Annotated in this window: 16 protein-coding genes; 9 read left to right on the plus strand and 7 right to left on the minus strand. The window is 37.9% G+C overall.

The features are described from left to right. Nucleotides 1-29: 29 nt before the first annotated feature. The 4 genes from ACZ5XR_RS18615 to ACZ5XR_RS18630 all read right to left on the minus strand — a co-directional run bounded on the left by ACZ5XR_RS18615 (nucleotide 30) and on the right by ACZ5XR_RS18630 (nucleotide 6,655). Complete coding sequence (locus ACZ5XR_RS18615; protein WP_464497820.1) at nucleotides 30-857, minus strand: sulfurtransferase; 828 nt, start codon at nucleotides 855-857, stop codon at nucleotides 30-32. Nucleotides 858-890: 33 nt separating this feature from the next. After that, nucleotides 891-4,544, minus strand: coding sequence for a dynamin family protein (locus ACZ5XR_RS18620; RefSeq protein ID WP_464497822.1), 3,654 nt, complete (start codon nucleotides 4,542-4,544; stop codon nucleotides 891-893). Between the two features lie 458 nt (nucleotides 4,545-5,002). Further along, on the minus strand, nucleotides 5,003-5,566 hold the full coding sequence (locus ACZ5XR_RS18625; RefSeq protein ID WP_464497824.1) for an isoprenylcysteine carboxyl methyltransferase family protein: 564 nt from the start codon (nucleotides 5,564-5,566) through the stop codon (nucleotides 5,003-5,005). Next, the gene (locus tag ACZ5XR_RS18630; protein WP_464497825.1) at nucleotides 5,567-6,655 is read right to left on the minus strand and encodes a type III polyketide synthase; all 1,089 of its coding nucleotides are present in this window, start codon (nucleotides 6,653-6,655) and stop codon (nucleotides 5,567-5,569) included. Between the two features lie 657 nt (nucleotides 6,656-7,312). Between ACZ5XR_RS18630 and ACZ5XR_RS18635 the strand changes: the two genes are divergently transcribed. The 3 genes from ACZ5XR_RS18635 to ACZ5XR_RS18645 are packed head-to-tail and all read left to right on the plus strand — an operon-like array spanning nucleotide 7,313 to nucleotide 9,615. Continuing rightward, complete coding sequence (locus ACZ5XR_RS18635) at nucleotides 7,313-7,462, plus strand: cytochrome c oxidase subunit 2A (protein WP_464497826.1); 150 nt, start codon at nucleotides 7,313-7,315, stop codon at nucleotides 7,460-7,462. 21 nt (nucleotides 7,463-7,483) lie between these two features. Beyond that, nucleotides 7,484-7,960: a cytochrome c oxidase subunit II gene (locus tag ACZ5XR_RS18640; protein ID WP_464497827.1), complete on the plus strand. Its 477-nt coding sequence runs from the start codon at nucleotides 7,484-7,486 to the stop codon at nucleotides 7,958-7,960. Continuing rightward, the gene (locus tag ACZ5XR_RS18645) at nucleotides 7,960-9,615 is read left to right on the plus strand and encodes a b(o/a)3-type cytochrome-c oxidase subunit 1 (protein ID WP_464497828.1); all 1,656 of its coding nucleotides are present in this window, start codon (nucleotides 7,960-7,962) and stop codon (nucleotides 9,613-9,615) included. Before ACZ5XR_RS18640 ends, ACZ5XR_RS18645 begins: the two co-directional genes overlap by 1 nt. Nucleotides 9,616-9,935: 320 nt before the next feature. Here the strand turns inward: ACZ5XR_RS18645 and ACZ5XR_RS18650 are convergent, their stop codons facing one another. Continuing rightward, nucleotides 9,936-10,169, minus strand: coding sequence for a DUF2249 domain-containing protein (locus ACZ5XR_RS18650; RefSeq protein WP_464497829.1), 234 nt, complete (start codon nucleotides 10,167-10,169; stop codon nucleotides 9,936-9,938). Nucleotides 10,170-10,298: 129 nt separating this feature from the next. On the opposite strand from ACZ5XR_RS18650, the gene ACZ5XR_RS18655 reads away from it, so the two are divergent. Then, the gene (locus tag ACZ5XR_RS18655) at nucleotides 10,299-10,448 is read left to right on the plus strand and encodes a hypothetical protein (protein WP_464497830.1); all 150 of its coding nucleotides are present in this window, start codon (nucleotides 10,299-10,301) and stop codon (nucleotides 10,446-10,448) included. A gap of 21 nt (nucleotides 10,449-10,469) precedes the next feature. Here the strand turns inward: ACZ5XR_RS18655 and ACZ5XR_RS18660 are convergent, their stop codons facing one another. Then, a complete protein-coding gene (locus ACZ5XR_RS18660; RefSeq protein WP_464497832.1) occupies nucleotides 10,470-12,833 on the minus strand; it encodes a nitric-oxide reductase large subunit in 2,364 nt (787 codons plus the stop codon). Between the two features lie 242 nt (nucleotides 12,834-13,075). Here ACZ5XR_RS18660 and ACZ5XR_RS18665 point away from each other — a divergent pair, with 242 nt between their 5' ends. Genes ACZ5XR_RS18665 through ACZ5XR_RS18685 form a run of 5 tightly spaced genes read left to right on the plus strand, consistent with a single transcriptional unit; the run spans nucleotide 13,076 to nucleotide 15,839 of the window. Continuing rightward, nucleotides 13,076-13,768 carry a Crp/Fnr family transcriptional regulator gene (locus tag ACZ5XR_RS18665; RefSeq protein WP_464497833.1) on the plus strand — a complete coding sequence of 231 codons (693 nt, stop codon included), beginning with the start codon at nucleotides 13,076-13,078 and terminating at the stop codon, nucleotides 13,766-13,768. A 37-nt stretch (nucleotides 13,769-13,805) separates the two neighbouring features. After that, the gene (locus ACZ5XR_RS18670; RefSeq protein ID WP_464497835.1) at nucleotides 13,806-14,042 is read left to right on the plus strand and encodes a DUF2249 domain-containing protein; all 237 of its coding nucleotides are present in this window, start codon (nucleotides 13,806-13,808) and stop codon (nucleotides 14,040-14,042) included. Nucleotides 14,043-14,062: 20 nt separating this feature from the next. Continuing rightward, complete coding sequence (locus ACZ5XR_RS18675; protein WP_464497836.1) at nucleotides 14,063-14,269, plus strand: DUF2249 domain-containing protein; 207 nt, start codon at nucleotides 14,063-14,065, stop codon at nucleotides 14,267-14,269. A 12-nt stretch (nucleotides 14,270-14,281) separates the two neighbouring features. Next, nucleotides 14,282-15,526, plus strand: a complete 1,245-nt coding sequence (locus tag ACZ5XR_RS18680) for a hypothetical protein (RefSeq protein ID WP_464497838.1) — start codon at nucleotides 14,282-14,284, stop codon at nucleotides 15,524-15,526. 13 nt (nucleotides 15,527-15,539) lie between these two features. Continuing rightward, nucleotides 15,540-15,839 carry a metal-sulfur cluster assembly factor gene (locus tag ACZ5XR_RS18685; protein WP_464497839.1) on the plus strand — a complete coding sequence of 100 codons (300 nt, stop codon included), beginning with the start codon at nucleotides 15,540-15,542 and terminating at the stop codon, nucleotides 15,837-15,839. A 32-nt stretch (nucleotides 15,840-15,871) separates the two neighbouring features. Here ACZ5XR_RS18685 and ACZ5XR_RS18690 read toward each other — a convergent pair whose 3' ends face one another. Beyond that, complete coding sequence (locus ACZ5XR_RS18690) at nucleotides 15,872-17,794, minus strand: ATP-dependent DNA helicase (RefSeq protein WP_464497840.1); 1,923 nt, start codon at nucleotides 17,792-17,794, stop codon at nucleotides 15,872-15,874. Between the last annotated feature and the right edge of the window lie 35 nt (nucleotides 17,795-17,829).

The raw sequence follows: 17,829 nt of genomic DNA on the forward strand, positions 1-17,829 counted from the left end.
ATCATTATAGCACATTTGGGCACGAAAAATTATTCAATTTCATTATCCTCATATGAAATCCAGTCGCTGAAGCTTCCCAAATAGAGCTGTACCTTTTCAAATCCGGCTTCCTTTAAAGCCAAGAAATTCGGAACTGCTGTTACCCCTGAGCCACAGTATACAATCAGTCGTTTATCGGGGGAAAGATCAGAAAAACGCTGTTTTTGATCGTTCAAGGATTTATACAGCCCATTGTTTAATCCTTCGAACCACGGTTTATTTATTGCGCCGGGTATATGACCTGCCTTTTTGTCAATTGGTTCTTCAATACCCAAATATCTTTTTTCTTCACGTGAATCAATCAAAACAATATCGTCAGGGCGGTTCGTTACAAATTCCTTTACCTCTTCAATCGTTGCCACTATTTGCTGATTAAGGTTCACCTTGAATTCTGATTTTACAAACGATGGTACTTCTGAAGAGATCGGATATTCCGCCTCCATCCACCCCTTAAAGCCGCCATTCAAAACAAATACCTTTTCGTGGCCAAGATATTTCAGAAGCCACCAAAACCTTGCCGCAAAGGCCCCTTCCCCGTTATCGTAGGCAACCAGGACCGTATTTTCATCAATTCCCGCATTTTCAAGCTTGTTAACCAACTCATGAATGGCAGGCAGCGGATGCCTTCCCCCATGGAGACCGACAGGACTTGATAAATCTTTTTCCAAATCAAAATAAACCGCTCCAGGAAGATGGCTTTTCTTATATTCCTGTTCTCCTTTTTCAGGATCCGCTAATGAAAATCGGCAATCCACTACCCGAACATGATGATCATCCAAATGACTCAACAGCCATTCCTTTTCGACAACAAACTTCAAAATGCTCTCCCCCTTACAAAATGATTTCCTTCTTTAAATAAGTTCTGTGAATTTTTGCTTTATTTCCAATAATTGTTCAATCGGAACTCCGCCATCCAATGCAGCAAGCAGGCTTAAATAAAAATCCTCTTCCTCGGCTGCTAAATGATTCATTAAGCTTTTGAATTCCATTTCCATAATTCGGGAGTATTGATCGATCACGCGCTTCTTTTCACGATTTAAATAATCGTCTGCCGGTCCGTTTAACCCCTGATTCAGCTCATCAAACATCAATTTCTTATCATTTTTTTCAAAAAAGGATTTCGGATTTTTGAAATAGCCCAGTGCCTTATTAAAAAGCTGTTTATTTATGTCGACAAATGCCATTGGGAAGTCAATTTCGGCGTCCTTTTTCATTTCAAACGCTGAAAAGGATAAATCATGATTGATATCCTGCAAACTCTTAACAAATTCTGATTGATAATCTGCTAGAATTCGTTCAGCAAAGCGGTCTAATCGAACCGTTGTTGCCCTCATTTCCTGAGCGAAATCATAGCCGGCACTTTCTAAAAACTCTTCCAGCGCAGCCTGAACAGCTTTTTTCAAATTTCGTCCATCATCACGAAGTGTCGAAGGATTGAAGGCCTCTTTAAAGAAGTCACTGAGGCGGAGGAAAACCCGCTGTTTAATATAGTAAATTAACTCCTCTGCTTCCTGTTTCAATCGGTTTTGCAGTGCTTCACTGCTTTGTTTTTCGAATCGCTCTTTGATTCTGTTCTTTTGATTTTCAATATTGGAGCGTTTATGCTGTTTAGCTGCCTGGTCTTCCTGTGAGCTTAGAATTAGATTGTTTAGCAGTTCATGGACACGAATTAATTCATTTGCCGCTGAAGCAATTGCCATTCTCGACAAATCATGCGTAATAAATTCATAGAAAGATTTTTCAAAGACAGGCATTCCGGATTGATTGTCTATTATACGATTTTTCTTTTCCTGGATGGCTAACATGCTGGACACGGAGTGCAGGTGCGGCTTTCTGATCCCGTATTTCAAAAGCTGATTTGTGACATACTCAGCAACGGTCGCCTTTTCCTCCTCACTTTCAGCCAGGTCAATTGCATTAATAATAAAGAACATTTTATCAAGCTGAAAGGAATCCTTTACCCGACCAAGCTGAATTAAAAATTCCCGGTCAGCCTTTGAAAATGCATGATTATAATACGTCACGAACAAAATGGCATCTGAATTTTTAATATAATCAAACGCAACCCCCGTATGACGGGCGTTTATGGAATCTGCCCCCGGAGTATCGACGAGTGTGATTCCTTTTCTTGTTAACTCACAATCATAATAGAGCTCGATCCATTCTACGTAACAGGATTTTTCCTCTTTGGCGACAAAATCACTGAATTCATTTACATCCGTTTCAAGAATCGTGCCGAGCATCTTGGTATACTCGTCGTAACCTTTTTTAAACGCCTGTAAAAAGGCAAAATGAGTTTTCTCCATGACTCCATTATGTGAGAGAATATGATCGATTTTCATATATGCCGCTTTAAAATCATGGGCCTCTAACTCAAATACTTTTAAGGAACGATTTACATCCGCAAGCATCGCCGCTTCTTCTTTAAATTTTACGAGAACCGTTCCATGACGATAAGAGTCATTGACAGGTTTAATTTTATTGATTGCCGCTGTAGTAGGATTGGGCGACACAGGCAATACCTTTTCGCCCATTAAAGCGTTGGCAAAAGAAGACTTCCCTGCACTAAATGCACCGAATAATGCCACGGTGAAACCTTTGTTCTCTAATCTTCCCGCTTTTTCTGCCAATTCTCCCGCAAGTTTTTTAAATCCTGGAAGGTCCTTAATATGCTTTGAAGCATGATGGAGCTTTTCAGACATGTGTTTCAAAGGTTCCATTTCCTTCGTTCCATCATTTAATTCCGGTTTTTCACTAATAGTAGTTTGTTTCGACTCTCGATCGATGTTCTGCTTAAGAGGTTTTTCAACTTTTTCAGTATTGTTAACAATAACAAAGTCTTCTTCCTCTTGTTGAAATAGATGGCAGGTATCTTCTGTCTCGATTATTTGTTTGGTTAAAAAGTCCTCTATTAACTGTTCCTTTTGAACATTTTTCTGTTCAAATTTATTTAGTTCCTCTAATGCTGCTACGGATTGCCCAAGCCTGTTTAATTCCTTTTTATAGGATTCTGTTAATTTAGCCATTTGTTCTTTGTGTGCATTCAGAAGGGAGGATTTTATCCCATCGAGCAGTCCTCGAGCAAGCCTTTTAATTTCATTGGCCACTTCTTCTGTATAGTTAAGTACATATTCTCCTGATATCCGTGCTCCAGGCTTAACAGCTTTCGCGAGTAAGTCGGCTTTAAAATCGATGTGAAAAGCTTGTGCCTTTGCGTGCAGCTCCTGATTGTCGATTTCCTTTTCCTTTAAAAAACGAAGTAAAAATTCGCGTAAATGCCACTCAAGCTGGGTTTTTGTTTTATCCAGCATATCCTTATAAAATCGGGTAAGCCTCGCTTCTTTTTCTTCTTGTGTTTTTTGTTTAGAGAACAAAAAGCCAACCTTAAATTCCTGCTGACATGATTCCAGATAATTCTCCGCTAGTTCTCTTGTTTGAAATGGCATTAAATAAGCATTCTTCATAATTTGTGCAATTTCATGATCAAACGCTCTTTCTGTTTCATCCATTCCGTTTTCCGAGAGGTTTAATACTTTGCTAATTTTTTGATAGGATTCGATTAATTCACTTCTCTGGTCCAAAGAAAGATTGTTTAACGTTTCCAATATAGGAGCCAGTTTTTCCTCATCTGCTTTTCTACTCTTATCCAAATGGTCCTGGGTAATCTTCTTAAGTGAATGAAAAACAGATGGCAATAACAGCTGGTCTTTTACTGCCAATTTCTCAGCAATAAACTTTTGGAGTTCCTTAAATTCATTCTCGCTATGGTCTTTATTTTTTAGTGATGTGTAAAAAATACGTTCTGGTTTGACTCCCCACGACGCAAATGAATTTACGACACTTTTTTGATATTCATAAAAACTTAATTCTTCATCATTGTGTTTATCAATTTGATTGATGACCAAATAAATTTCTTTTCCGGCTTCTGTTAATTCTTTTGTAAAAAGGAAGTTCAATTCGGCCTGGACATGGTTGTAATCCATTACATAAAAAACTAAATCGGCAAGATGAAGAGCTGATTCCGTTGCAATCCGATGAGCATCGTCAGCAGAGTCAATGCCGGGTGTATCCATAATAACTGTATGTTCGGGCAGCTTGGAGTCACGATGACTGATTTCAATTTCTTCAATTTGGTCCCCATCTTTGCAGTAGCTTTTTACTAATTCATAATTATAGGGAGCCAAATACAACCGCGGCTTTTCATTTTTGAAAAAAACCTTCGAGTATTCATCACCCGATTTTACTTTGACAAGGTTGGCACTGGTTGGGATCGGACTGGAAGGGAGTAATTTTTCCCCTACAACATTGTTAATCATCGTTGATTTCCCTGCGGAAAAATGTCCACAAAACGCAACAGCATATTCTTTATTTGCCAATTTATTGGCTAATTGTCTTATTTTTTCGGCGTTCTCGCTATCTTTTTGTTCAAGTAAATATTCATAAACCGCCAGAATTCTGCCTTTTAATGTTTGAATTGTTTCTTGTTGATTGGCTGTTTGAATCATTAATCTTATTCCCCTTAGCAACATAGTAATAGTTCTATTTTATACGATTATTCGAACTTTTCCTATCTTGACAACTTTATCATTTTTTTCCTATATAAAAAGTTTATGTTTATTTCCGCTCCGGGCGCTCGCTTTCCGCGGGGAGGTCTGGAGGAGTCGAGTGCCCTCCGCTCTAATCAACGGTGGTCAAAAATTAATATTCGCCTTTAACACAGCAAAAAAAATAAAGCCAAGGAATAATCCTTGACTTTTAAAAAATATGGGATTAATGGGTAACATTCTTTAAAACGTGTTTCATGACAAATGCATATAAAATTACCGTACCTCCAACAAAAGCAAACGTCATAGCCAACACCTTCCTTATCCGATCATTAGTTGAGAATGATTTTCATCGATGGTTAAATTTTAGCATAAGTGAAAATCGTTTTCAATAAGCTTTTTTAACTGTCATATTTATTTCACAATTTCGGAAGAAAGCGATTGCAGCTTTGAAAAACACCATCATATTGAGTCAAACTGCACAATGCTTTCTCTTCAAAAGGAATTCGAATCGAAAGGATGATCATATTTAATAATGTAAATATACAAGCTGTAAGATAGGCTCCGAAAAGCATAGGGATCACGATAAATTCGACCGAAACAACCACATAGTTCGGATGCTTGATAAAACGGTACGGACCTCTTCTGACTACTTCCGCATTTGGCAGAACAATGATTTTTGTATTCCAATATCTGCCCAAAGATAGGATGACCCAAAACCTGACTGCCTGTGCGATTAAAAAAACAAGCAGCAGCCATAGCCAATAGGATGTATGTAGACGATTGAGGAAAACCTTCTCACAAAAAAAACTGACAAAAAAAACGATATGTATCCCAACCATCATACGATAATGTCGTTGACCAAATTCTATCGCTCCCCGTTCCTTCAGCCACTTTTCATTGCTCCTGGCGACAAATAGTTCCAGCAACCTCTGCGTAACGACCAGGCCAAAAAACACCAGGAAAGGAAATGCATCCCTCATCTAATCCCACCTCAATAAAAGCAATTCGGAGCTGAAGCCAGGTCCAAGAGCAGTGCCGAGACCGAGTGCTCCTTTTGCCGTATCAAATTCCATGAAGCGCTTTAATACATACAATATCGTTGCCGATGACATGTTCCCATATTGTTTTAATACATCAAGGCTAACATGGTTCATTGAAGGCGGTATACCAAGAGATTGTTCATATGCATCTAAAACCTTTTTCCCCCCAGGATGGGCAATAAAATAATCCATCCTGCTGAGGTCCGTTTGATATTTTTCTAAAAATTCACTGACATTCGGCTTTAACCAGCTCTCCACAATCTGGGGAATATCTCTCGAGAAAATAACAAAAAGTCCTTGATTCTTGATCTCCCATCCCATTACATCCAAAGAATCCGGCATCAGTGTTGATTGAGTGGCAAGAACCTGTGGAGAGGTTTTCCGTTTTCGGAATTCATCAATTTTCACATCAGCGCCACAGATTAATGCGCAGGCAATCCCGTCAGCAAAAAGGGATGTCCCGATCAAATTACTTTTCGACAAATCATTTTTCTGAAATGTAAGACTGCATAATTCAACAGAGACAACAAGAACAAGCGCATGAGGAAAAGCTAAACAATATTCAAAGGCCCTTGAAATACCTGCAGCTCCTCCCGCACAACCAAGACCCCAAATTGGAATCCTTTTTGTATGAGGGGAAAAGGGCAATAAATTCATAATTCTTGCCTCGATACTGGGTGTAGCAATTCCTGTTGTCGAGATATAAAAAATGGCATCAATTTCCTCATAGGGGATGTTTTTCGTCAAAAAATCCCGATTGGTCAAGCATTTTTTAATGGCATCTCTTCCGAATTCCACGGCTGCTTCGATATATGCATTATTCTTCTCTTCAAAGGAATGCTCTTCGTTAAACCATTCCAACCCTTTCACGAAATGCCTTTTTTCGATTTGGCCATTCTGAAAGGCCTTTAAAAGTCTTTCAATATCCTTAAAAGATTCAGAAAATAGTTCTCTCGCGAAATCCACTGCATGATCTTGTTTTATTTCGAATGGCGGGACAGCCTCAGCAACTGAAATAATCGTCGGCATAGATCTCTATCTCCTTCTAATTCTATGCGGATATTTTTTCCAGTTATATAAAAATTATGCCAATGCATTTTGAGCAAAAAAAAAGCCCCCTGATTTCAGGAAGCCAATCGTTTTGAAGGTTGTTGCTGTGCTCTTTGATTATAACCCGAAAAGGTAAACCTGTTCATTATATAATCTTTTCCATTTAGCCAGTTTAGTTTTTATCAGGTTGTTTTTGAACATCTATCGTAATTTTCTTATTTGCTAAAGAACCGCAAACTTTACATAGCTCAGGCTTATTATATAGAAGCCTGCATCGTTCACAATAATATTTCTCCATCTAAACACTTCCAATTCTGAGGAAATGAGAGCCATAATTCATTCTATTTTCGTGTGTCAAACATGTGACATCGTTTCATCAACAAAGTATTTATGATGATTATTCAATTACTTTAATCACAGGTAACATGTGATACTTCACATTTTATTCACATTTTTAAAACCATTTTTGTGAGATTAATCACTGTTGTAATAGGTTTCCAATATTAGCGTAGTGGATAACTAAGGAATGAACAATTTGTGAAGTCATAAAATACATATTTTTCTTTTACGATTGTTTTGTATTATGAAAGTGAACTTATTAATTCTTTTTCAATTTTCTGAAGGGAGTGTAAGGGGATGGCAAAAACCGAAATTAAAACAAAACATAAAACAGAAGTGGAAGACAGTTCTTCACTTAAAGGGACATTAGCATCCGTTTTCTTTGTGGGAATCTTTATCATTGTCACTTGGGCCAGTGTCTACTACTTATTCTTAGAACGTCTCTAAAGCAGGAAAGGGGGGAATTTTATGCATATGCATAAATTCGAAAAAATTTGGCTGATATTTGGAGTTACTGCACTTTTAGTATTCTTATCAACGGTCGGTGTGAGCGCATTTTATCTTGGCAATAAGCCGCCTAGCTGTTTAACCACAATAAATCCAGACAAAGTTGACCAAACAGCGCCATTTAATAAACCAGGGTTACATAAAGTCGAAGGGAAGGATTGGGACTATGATCTTGTCTTTGTTGCCCAAACATTCTCTTATAATCCAGCTGTTGTAAAAATTCCGCTAGGAGCAAAGGTGAGAATCATTGCCACAACCAAAGATGTTGTTCATGGTTTCGAAGTGGCCGGAACTAACATTAATATGATGCTTGAACCTGGGTATGTCAGTGAATTCACGAAAACTTTTAATAAAACCGGCGAGTATTTAATCGTTTGTAATGAATACTGTGGTGCCGGCCACCATTTAATGAGCTCAAAGATTGAGGTGTTAAAATAATGACTAGTGCAACTGCAAAAATAAAAGTAGATCCTCGTGATGCAAAGCTTTCCATGGCCCATTTTTATGTTGCTTTTATTGCTTTGGCCCTTGGCGGGTTAATGGGCCTGTTACAAACATTAGTGCGTTCCGGGAAGTTTGAACTTCCGATGGGAATTGGCTATTATGAGATTTTAACTGTTCACGGTGTTATGATGGGGCTTGTTTTAACAACATTCTTTATTATGGGATTTCAATACGCTGCGGTAAGCCGTACAGCTGGTACACACTCAAATGCCGCCCGACGTACAGGCTGGATTGGCTTCTGGGTAATGACCATTGGCGTCGCAATGGCCGCGACGATGATTTTACTGAATAAAGCATCTGTATTATATACATTTTATGCACCATTACAGGCACATTGGATTTTCTATCTTGGGTTGACCTTTGTCGTCGTCGGGAGTTGGATTGACGGTGCTGCCCAAATCATGACCTATGCAAATTGGCGAAGAAATAATCCTGGAAAACCTAGTCCATTGTTAAGCTTTATGGCTGTTATCAATACGGTAATGTGGATCGTTGCTACACTTGGAGTGGCGGCTACAGTCCTATTCCAACTGCTTCCATGGTCACTCGGTCTAGTTCCGACAGTAAATGTTTTAGTAAGCCGTACATTGTTCTGGTATTTTGGTCACCCGCTTGTTTATTTCTGGTTACTTCCTGCCTATATGTGTTGGTATGCGATCATTCCAAAAATTATTGGCGGTAAAATTTTCTCAGATAACTTAGCACGATTATCCTTTATTTTATACTTACTTTTTTCAATCCCAGTAGGTTTTCACCACCAATTAATGGAGCCGGGAATCGATCCTGCCTGGAAATTCATTCAGGTCATCTTAACCTTCATGGTTGTGATTCCAGCATTAATGACTGCCTTCTCATTATTTCCAACCTTTGAGAGAAATGGCCGTGCTAAAGGCGCAACAGGACTCTTTGGCTGGTTTAAAGTTCTGCCTTGGGGCGATGCTCGTTTTACTGTCCCATTTATCGGTATGGCTTCCTTTATTCCGGCTGGTGCAGGCGGAATCGTTAATGCCTCCAACCAAATGGATGAAGTGGTTCATAATACAATTTGGGTTACTGGTCACTTTCATTTAACCGCTGCAACATCTGTGGTTTTAACATTTTTCGGAATTTCCTATTGGTTAGTTCCACACTTAACAGGACGGAAATTAACAAAAACTATGAATAAATTAGCGATTATTCAAGGTTGGATTTGGTTTATCGGGATGGTTTTCATGTCCGGTGCCATGCATGCTGAAGGGCTGCTTGGTGCACCAAGGCGATCTGCTTTCTCTACATACGGGGGCGCAAAGCAGGCTGCTGAATGGATTCCATATCAAATTGCACAAGCAGTTGGTGGATCCATTTTATTCTTGGGTATTATCTTAGTTCTTGTTATCTTCATTAATCTAGCCTTTTTTGCACCAAAAGGAGAAGAGGAATTCCCTCTTGGTGAAGCAGAAAGTACCGAAGCAGCAGCACCGATGGTATTCGAAAACTGGAAGCTTTGGCTTGGAATCACCGCTGTTCTGATTCTCTTTGCTTACACCATACCGCTCATCGATATTATTCAAAATGCACCACCGGGATCTAAAGGTTACAAGACATGGTAATAATGAAGGCTTCAATCTAATAGATTGAAGCCTTCTCTTTATGTGGTCTCTTATATGGTTTTTTTGGTAAATTCACAACAATTAAATAGCGTAATACTAAAAACTCCCGTTCCAATAAAATGCCAAATATCAACTAATCTCTTATCATATTTTTCTGAATAACTGTTGTAAAAAAGCGGCAAAAAAAACAACAGAAAATAAATTCTGTTGTAAAATATATTTATAGGGAAAAGAGATTGTTAATTGGAAAATAAACTTAAAACTCAAGTAAAATGCGTAAAGAGGGCTTTATACTCAACATTCCTCGTAGAGGAAGCTAATTACTTTTTACCAATTGCTACCCGCCAAACTTCAGGTCCCTGCTCAAGGTATTCCCAAGTAAATTGGTCTTCCCGTTCCATCATGAATTGATATTGTAACGGTCTTGGGTCATGGTCATTGACAATTTGCATAAATTCTCCTGATTGTAACTCATCAAAACCATTAAAAATGGTTGGATGCTTTTCACGGGGTGGAAAGTCTGGAACATTGATCACTTTAACGAAGGTTTGCATTATATTCACTCCTTTTAATTTGTTTACTTCTCTTTTATTATAAGAAAGATAGGGTTCCAATTTAGTGAGTCTCATCACACATCATGAATGATTTTGTTAATAGTTTATGAACAATAGGAGGCAATCAAAATGAGAGAATCAATCGGTACGTGCAAAGCTTGCGGCAAAGAACTCTTTTGTTTGGATGGATTTTTTAACGGAGTTGTTACAGACAAAAAAGAGATTTATTGTTTTGAATGTATGGAAAGTGTTACAAAAACAGAAAATCCGCAAAGTTAAACTTTGCGGATTTTTATGATCTTATTCCTCTTCAAGTGATATGTCTTTAACTGGAAGTAGTTCTCCCTCTTTATGTGTAGGTTTACGTAAATTGAATAGACATTTCACACAGAATATCACTAATAAAATTACCCCAATTAAGAAGATTGAATCCGGAATAGCACGCCAAGTTAATAATGTTTTAACTACGTGATTTTGCAAGAAAGTATCTGAACGGCTTGCTGCATATCCATTATAGAAGGCTTCTTTAATTTGCATGAAACCGACTGGAAGTAAGGAAGCGAAAACCATACCTGCCAAACCAACATTTAATAAGATACAACTAATTTTAATTAACTTATCATTCCATACTTCCGGTTTTATGATATTTCTTAATGAGTAAAGAAGTAAGGCAATCGCAAACATACCATATACACCCATCATCGAAGCATGACCGTGAGTAGGAGTTAAGAACTGGCCGTGTTCGAAATAGCTGACAGCTGGAAGGTTAATCAAGAATCCTAATACCCCTGCACCTACTAAGTTCCAAATCGCAACAGAGATCAAGAACCAGAAAGTTCCTTTATAAGGGAAGTCAATACCACCATCACGCATCATTTTGTATTGCTCATATGCTTCAAGAATTAATAATGTTAACGGAATGACTTCTAATGCTGAGAAAACAGCTCCAAGACCTAACCAAGCCTCTGATGAACCATTATAATAGTAGTGGTGCCCAATACCGATAACACCGCTGCCTAACAGAAGGATTAATTGGAAGTACAACTGTCTGACTGTAGACTTTTTGGTAACTAAACCTAATTGAACTAATAAAAAACCAATAACAATTACGGCGAATACTTCAAAAATAGCTTCTACCCAAAGATGGATAACCCACCAGCGCCAGTAATCCGCATATGTAAAGCTTGAATCCGGGTTGATAAATAATGCAAAGACATAGAATGCTGGTACTGCAATGGCAGAGTAGAACAATAGGTGGATCAGACCGCCTTTGTCTGTTTCTTTTTTCAACCCTGCTTTGATACCTCGATACACGATGAATAGCCAGATTAACATACCAACAACGAGAATAACCTGCCATACACGGCCCAGTTCAATATATTCCCAACCATTATCACCTAGCAAGAACCAATTATTTCCTAAGTAGCCATTTGCTCCAAGCCACTCACCAACCATACTGCCGCCAACAAGAACAACAAGTGCCCAGAATAAGATATCAACTAGTAATCCTTGTTTCTTAGGCTCAAAACCACCAACAAGCGGTGCTATGTAAATACCCATTCCTAACCATGCAGTCGCAATCCAGAAAATTGCCAACTGTAAGTGGAATCCTTTTGAAATATTAAATGGAAGAATATCATGAATCCATTTAATTTCGAAGAAACTATCAGGTTCGATATAATAGTGTGCAAGTAAAGCCCCGAACATACATTGGACAAAGAAAAGAATCGAAACAACTACGAAATATTTTCCTGTTTTTACTTGAGAACTAGTCACTGGTATTTTGCGTAAATCAATCCGAGGGAAGTTCCCTTCCTTATACGCCTCTTGCATACTAAATTGATAACGATAGAAAACATAAAGAATAACTCCAAGAATTAAGACAAAAAGTGTTACACTAGCGCCGCTCCACCAAATTGCAGAGAAGGACAAATTGTTTCCGGCATCGCTATAATATGGCCAGTTATTTGTATAGGTGATTTTGTCACCTGGTCGAACTGTACTTGATAACCATGCAGTCCAGAAGAAGAAGTCAGAGATTTGTTTTATTTGATCGCCTTTTGCCACATAGGCACGATTATTTTTAGGCATATCACTATCTTTGATTAGATTTGCTTTTAATCCCCAGCCGTCGCCTTTTGTAAAAATAGTTTTATAATATGATCTTACTTGTTCAAGACCATATGCCTGTGCATCTGTAAGCTTTAATGATTGCTTGCTGCTGTCATAACGGTTTTTACGCATTTCTTTAATAACTGCAGCTTTAATCGATGATTTTTCATCCGTGTTTAATTCAGCAAACTTTTTACCAAATTGCTGATTAGCTTTAAAATCTTGCATACCATTTGTATAAAGCTGTAACGCTTGTGCGGTATAATCCGGTCCCATATAAGAACCGTCTCCTAATACGGTACCGTAATCCATTAAGCCATATTTTTGCCAAACGGCCTGACCGCCCATAATAGTGTCTTTTGTAAATAAAACATCACCTTTTTGATTCGTTACTTCTAATGGCCTTGGTGCCTGTTCCTTAAAGATCCAATAACCACCACAAAGTAATACGGTGAAGCTGATTAAGATCGTAAGAAGTAATACAGATTTTAAAAATCCGTTTCTATTTGCCTTCACCACTTTATTGGTTGATGTTCCCCTTTGTATTTCCATTTTGCTTCCACCCTTTCATTTTCTCTACACAACGAATTGTAAATGTTAAAAAAATATGAACAAGTGAAATGCAACACACACTGCATGTTATTTCCCTCGTTTACATGTTGTTTTCACAGATTTGTCACAATGAGAATTATTTTCAACAAAATTAGCTTACCTATGATGGGGGTCACATTATAGAAGAAGAATCACTGCTAAAATGAGATTAATCGTTAATTAATAACACGAAGGTGATGAAAATGAATCAAATCGATATCCTCAAAAGAATATCGAAGGTCAATATTTTTAAAGAATTATCAGAAGCAGAGCTGGCCCCTTTTGTAGAAATTACTCAGGTAAGATTCTATAAACATAAAATGTATGTGTTTATGCAGGACGATCCGCTTGACCGAGTATTCTTCATTCATAGTGGAAAAGTTAAAATTTACAAAACAGATGCTTCCGGAAAAGAACAAATTCTTCACGTCCTGGAACCTGGAGCCATGTTTCCACATGCTGGTTTTTTCAGGAAGGGTAATTATCCTGCCTATGCTGAAATCATGGAGGATGCCCATTTATTTGTTATCCCGATTGATAAGTTTGAAGAAATTCTTTTATCTTATCCTGAGCTTTGTATAAAGCTATTTAAAGTAATGGGAGAAAAAATTGTTGATTTGCAAAATAGATTGGAAGAACAAATTCTTCATAATACGTATGAACAAATTGTTTTGCTGCTGATTAGACTTTGTAAGTCTAACGGTGAAAATGTGGATGGTGAGTACAGACTTACGACACAATTTACTAATCGTGAGCTGGCGAATATGATTGGAACCTCAAGGGAAACTGTCAGTAGAACTCTTAATCATTTAAAAAAGAAAGAATTTATTCTGCTAGATGACGATGGGTATTATGTAGTGAACCGAGAGGCACTTAAACAGGAATTGTTTTATTAAATTCACAACTATTTAAATGGATAAGGAGTGTTTCGTTATGGAACTAAGAATAATTGAACTAGACGTTCGCGAGGATTTAAAAAATAAAATTGAGCCTTTTCAAAAAATAATGGAGGCTGTAAAAGAAGTAAAAGAGAATGATATCTTTATCCTCCATGCACCATTTAAACCTGTTCCTTTATTTGCTGTTTTGAAAGCAAAAGGTTTTACACATGAAGCAGAAGAAATTGAGGATAAACACTGGAAGGTTACTTTTATTAAAAAATCGAAATAATACTTGGAGGGTGATTGTTAATGTTATTAGATAATCGCGGATTAGAACCGCCGCAGCCAATGATGAGAACTCTCGCAGCTCTTGAAACCCTTGGTGAAAATGAAATCTTAACCATTATTAATGATAGAAGACCCATGTTCCTGTATGAACAGCTGGAGGACCTTGGGTACAAACAGCGAACAGCACAACAAAAAGACGGAAGTTTTAAAATCGAAATCTTCCGCTAAGAAGGTGAAATTATGCTTCCTCAGAATATGGGGAGTGAAACAAATATAAAGCTTCCCTTTTCATTTATTTTCTTTAGTATCATCGCACTGGTCATTTCTCAAATTCTTCTGCTCAAGAACGGGAATTTGCTCGTGACTGGCAGCTTTAGGATTCCTCCCATTTGGGCATCGGCACATCTTCTTGTTTTAGGCTGGGCCTTAATGGTGGCGATGGGAGCGATGTATCAGCTCGTTCCGGTTGCCTTCCTTACAAAGATTTGGAATGAAAAATTGGGCTTCATTCAATTTTTCATCACAGCGATTGGAATTGCCACCTTTGCATGGACCTTATATGTATCACCATTAAAGGCGATTATTCCCGGTTCGCTGACATTACTTGGAATCTTATTGTTTTTATTTCAAATGTTTATGACATTAAGAAAGCAGGCCCAGCCCAATATTCTTACAGCATTTGTCGGCACTGCCTTAGTCTGTTTATTGCTTACGATAATGCTCGGGATTACTATGATTTATTGTCTGAAAACCGGTAGTGGTGCCGGGTATTATCAAGCCATTTTTAAAAGCCACCTTTTAATGGGGGTCACCGGTTGGTTCACGCTATTAATTTTTGGATTCTCTTACAAAATGGTACCGATGTTTTCATTTTCCCATGGGTTCCCAATGGCGCATGCCCGCTATGTATATAGCATATATGTATCAGGTCTAATTGTTTCGTTAATCTCCTTTTTTACTGGAGCTAGTTTTCTCTTAAAAATAGGTCTCTTTTTATTACTTGCAGGCTTTTCACTTTTCAGCTGGCATATTAGCATCATTCTCAAAAAAAGGTTGAAGAAAAAGCTTGATCATCCCTTCTCGTTTGCACTGGCTGCCATAGGGTTTGGTAATATCATTCATTTAACTGCATTCATTTTTGTATGGTTCAAAGGATTTAATGCCATAATCGGTCCACTTATCTATACTTATCTATTATTGTGGATTATTCTTAGCATTTCAGGATATCTGTACAAGATTGTTCCATTTCTATGGTGGACTTACAAGTATAGCAAGGAAATAGGCAAGCACACGGTTCCAACTCTAAAGCAGATGATGAATGAAAGAATCGTGCTGCCACTTTTTTCAATGTTTATATTTTCTGTAGTGCTGGTTTTTTGTGGATTAGTCTTTAAAATTGCCCTTCTTTTTACAGTTGGCCAGTTTATTGTTTCCATCTGCTTTTTGCTCCTATCCATTAGCATTCTAAGCGTCCTAAAAAAATAATGAGGTGAAAATCATGAGTCTAAAAGAAAAAATCTTAAATGAATTAAAAAGTGTTTATGACCCTGAGTTAAATATAAATGTAGTCGACCTTGGATTAATCTATAATTTAGAGATTTCGGATGAAAATGATGTAGATATCACCATGACCTTAACAACACCAGGCTGCCCGCTCCATGATAGCATAACGAGCGGTGTACGCTACTGTGTGGAAGGGATTGAAGATACAAGAAATGTAAACGTCAATTTAGTTTGGCAGCCGGCATGGAGTCCAGAGAAAATGACACCAGAGGGGTTAAGGTTACTAGGAAGATAAGAAAAAAGTTCAAGCCTCGGCTTGAACTTTTTTTATAAATTGGTTGCCTTTGTCGGCAGTACCTCTTCTATTTTTTCTAAAATATCCGTATTGATGCTGTCCTCTACTAAAATATGAACCGATCCGTGATCCTGTTCACTTCTTATTAAGCGACCAACTCCTTGCCTTAGACGGAGCAGCATATAAGGTAAATCAACATCTTGAAACGGATTTTCAAGACCTTCCCTTTTTGCCATGAACACCGGGTCATTAGGAGGAAAGGGAAGAGAGAAAATGATGACATTCACAAGCGAGCTTCCAGGGATATCAAGTCCTTCCCAAAGGTGGATGGAACAAAGAATGGCATGCTCCTCGTTTTGGAACTTTGAAACGAGCGTGCTAATTTCTTCATCACCTTCAAAATAAATAGGGTACTGTATACTTGAAAGCTCTTGCTTCAAATACTCCAGTTCACTTTTATTATTTAGTAAAATAAGGGCACGGCCTTCAGAATGTTGAATACTCTCAATCAGATATTCTATTCTGGTATCGGTTTGATTCATTGAAAACCTTTTAATAAATATCTTCATTATTTCATCATATTCAAACGGGGATGTTACTGAAAACGACAGGAAGTCGTCTATTCCTAAACTGTTTGCAATGTAAGCAAAGGATTTTTGATTTGACAATGTTGCCGATGAAAAAATAAAAGGTTTTTTCTGTGCGAACACTTCTTCTCTCATCACTTCTTCCACCATTTTAGGCATGATGACAAGAGTTCTTTCAAGACCAATTACCTCAAACCAGGTAATGCCGTTCAATTCCTCTAAAAATAGAGATAAGGAATGGGTAATCTGCTCTAAATACTCTTCAACGATTTTTAAATCATAATCATTGATCACAAAGAGCTCACTTTCAAACACCAATTCTTCTTCTAATGTTTGAAGTATTTTGAGAAGTTTTTCACCTGTTTTTAGGACAGAAGCGTGCTTTGTAATGATTTGTTTTTCAGAGCCTTGGGTAGCTGCGGAAGAGTTTTCAACCGAATTGAAAAACCGATCATTCTCGTGAAGAGCCTCTTCGATAGTAAAAAGCGTTTTTTCCCTTACTTCATTTTCCATCAGCCTGGTTAACAGGGTTTCAAGTGTTGAATCAGTAAAACGGTAGCTTAGCGCTTTTTGAGCCGCAAATTCAAGCAGATGTCCTTCATCAAATACAACAGAAGAATGTTCAGGTAAAAGCGGCAGCTGGCCTTCCCTTTTTCTGGACTCCTTCGTCCAAACATGTTCCATATAAAAATCGTGGGAACAAATAATGAGGTCCGTAGCATGACGATAATACTCTCGGTGCAATGTCAGCCCGCAGCGATGGCGTTTATCACATGAAAAACAATCCTGGACCTTATCCCAGCTGACGTGAGACCAAGTTTCATCCGATAAGGAAGGAAAATCCCTTCTGTCACCATACTTTTCAAAATTCTGCATTGAGCCGCCATTATGAATAAATTCTGGCAGCAGTTCGTAAATGGTTTCAATTTCTTCAGATAAACCATGAGATCTATAGTTCTCGAGTTTTTTCAAGCAAAGGTATTGATCTTGAGATTTAGCAAGGCGAACATCGATATTGAGGTTCAAAATTCTTTCAAGCTTTGCAATGTCCCCTTCTTTTTTTACGAGCTGCTCAATCAAAGTCTCATCAGCACAAGCAATAATAGCCGGGCGATTTGTGTATCTGGCATACATAATGGCATACAACAAATAAACAATTGTTTTCCCTGTACCTACACCAGCCTCGGCAAACATGATTTTTTTATCTTTAAATGCTTTTTCCAATTGAAAAGCCATATAAATTTGTTCGTCTCTTATTTCAAACCCTGCTTCAGGTAATATTTCATAAAATAGGTCGCCAATCCATTCACTCAGCTTGTCATAAAAGGATTCTGTTTTCGATACGGCAAATGGCATGCGGTCTTGCATAAAAAAACCCCCAAAAAAGAAGAGCGCCTTATTTG

It is taken from the genome of Neobacillus sp. Fa239, from assembly GCF_055395235.1.

What these genes read in the sequence shown, in the direction of transcription:
- ACZ5XR_RS18620 (WP_464497822.1), bottom strand. Translation starts at nt 4,544, where the DNA reads ATGATTCAAACAGCCAATCAACAAGAAACAATTCAAACATTAAAAGGC.
- ACZ5XR_RS18625 (WP_464497824.1), bottom strand. Translation starts at nt 5,566, where the DNA reads ATGAGGGATGCATTTCCTTTCCTGGTGTTTTTTGGCCTGGTCGTTACG.
- ACZ5XR_RS18630 (WP_464497825.1), bottom strand. Translation starts at nt 6,655, where the DNA reads ATGCCGACGATTATTTCAGTTGCTGAGGCTGTCCCGCCATTCGAAATA.
- ACZ5XR_RS18635 (WP_464497826.1), top strand. Translation starts at nt 7,313, where the DNA reads ATGGCAAAAACCGAAATTAAAACAAAACATAAAACAGAAGTGGAAGAC.
- ACZ5XR_RS18640 (WP_464497827.1), top strand. Translation starts at nt 7,484, where the DNA reads ATGCATATGCATAAATTCGAAAAAATTTGGCTGATATTTGGAGTTACT.
- ACZ5XR_RS18645 (WP_464497828.1), top strand. Translation starts at nt 7,960, where the DNA reads ATGACTAGTGCAACTGCAAAAATAAAAGTAGATCCTCGTGATGCAAAG.
- ACZ5XR_RS18650 (WP_464497829.1), bottom strand. Translation starts at nt 10,169, where the DNA reads ATGCAAACCTTCGTTAAAGTGATCAATGTTCCAGACTTTCCACCCCGT.
- ACZ5XR_RS18655 (WP_464497830.1), top strand. Translation starts at nt 10,299, where the DNA reads ATGAGAGAATCAATCGGTACGTGCAAAGCTTGCGGCAAAGAACTCTTT.
- ACZ5XR_RS18660 (WP_464497832.1), bottom strand. Translation starts at nt 12,833, where the DNA reads ATGGAAATACAAAGGGGAACATCAACCAATAAAGTGGTGAAGGCAAAT.
- ACZ5XR_RS18665 (WP_464497833.1), top strand. Translation starts at nt 13,076, where the DNA reads ATGAATCAAATCGATATCCTCAAAAGAATATCGAAGGTCAATATTTTT.
- ACZ5XR_RS18670 (WP_464497835.1), top strand. Translation starts at nt 13,806, where the DNA reads ATGGAACTAAGAATAATTGAACTAGACGTTCGCGAGGATTTAAAAAAT.
- ACZ5XR_RS18675 (WP_464497836.1), top strand. Translation starts at nt 14,063, where the DNA reads ATGTTATTAGATAATCGCGGATTAGAACCGCCGCAGCCAATGATGAGA.
- ACZ5XR_RS18680 (WP_464497838.1), top strand. Translation starts at nt 14,282, where the DNA reads ATGCTTCCTCAGAATATGGGGAGTGAAACAAATATAAAGCTTCCCTTT.
- ACZ5XR_RS18685 (WP_464497839.1), top strand. Translation starts at nt 15,540, where the DNA reads ATGAGTCTAAAAGAAAAAATCTTAAATGAATTAAAAAGTGTTTATGAC.
- ACZ5XR_RS18690 (WP_464497840.1), bottom strand. Translation starts at nt 17,794, where the DNA reads ATGCAAGACCGCATGCCATTTGCCGTATCGAAAACAGAATCCTTTTAT.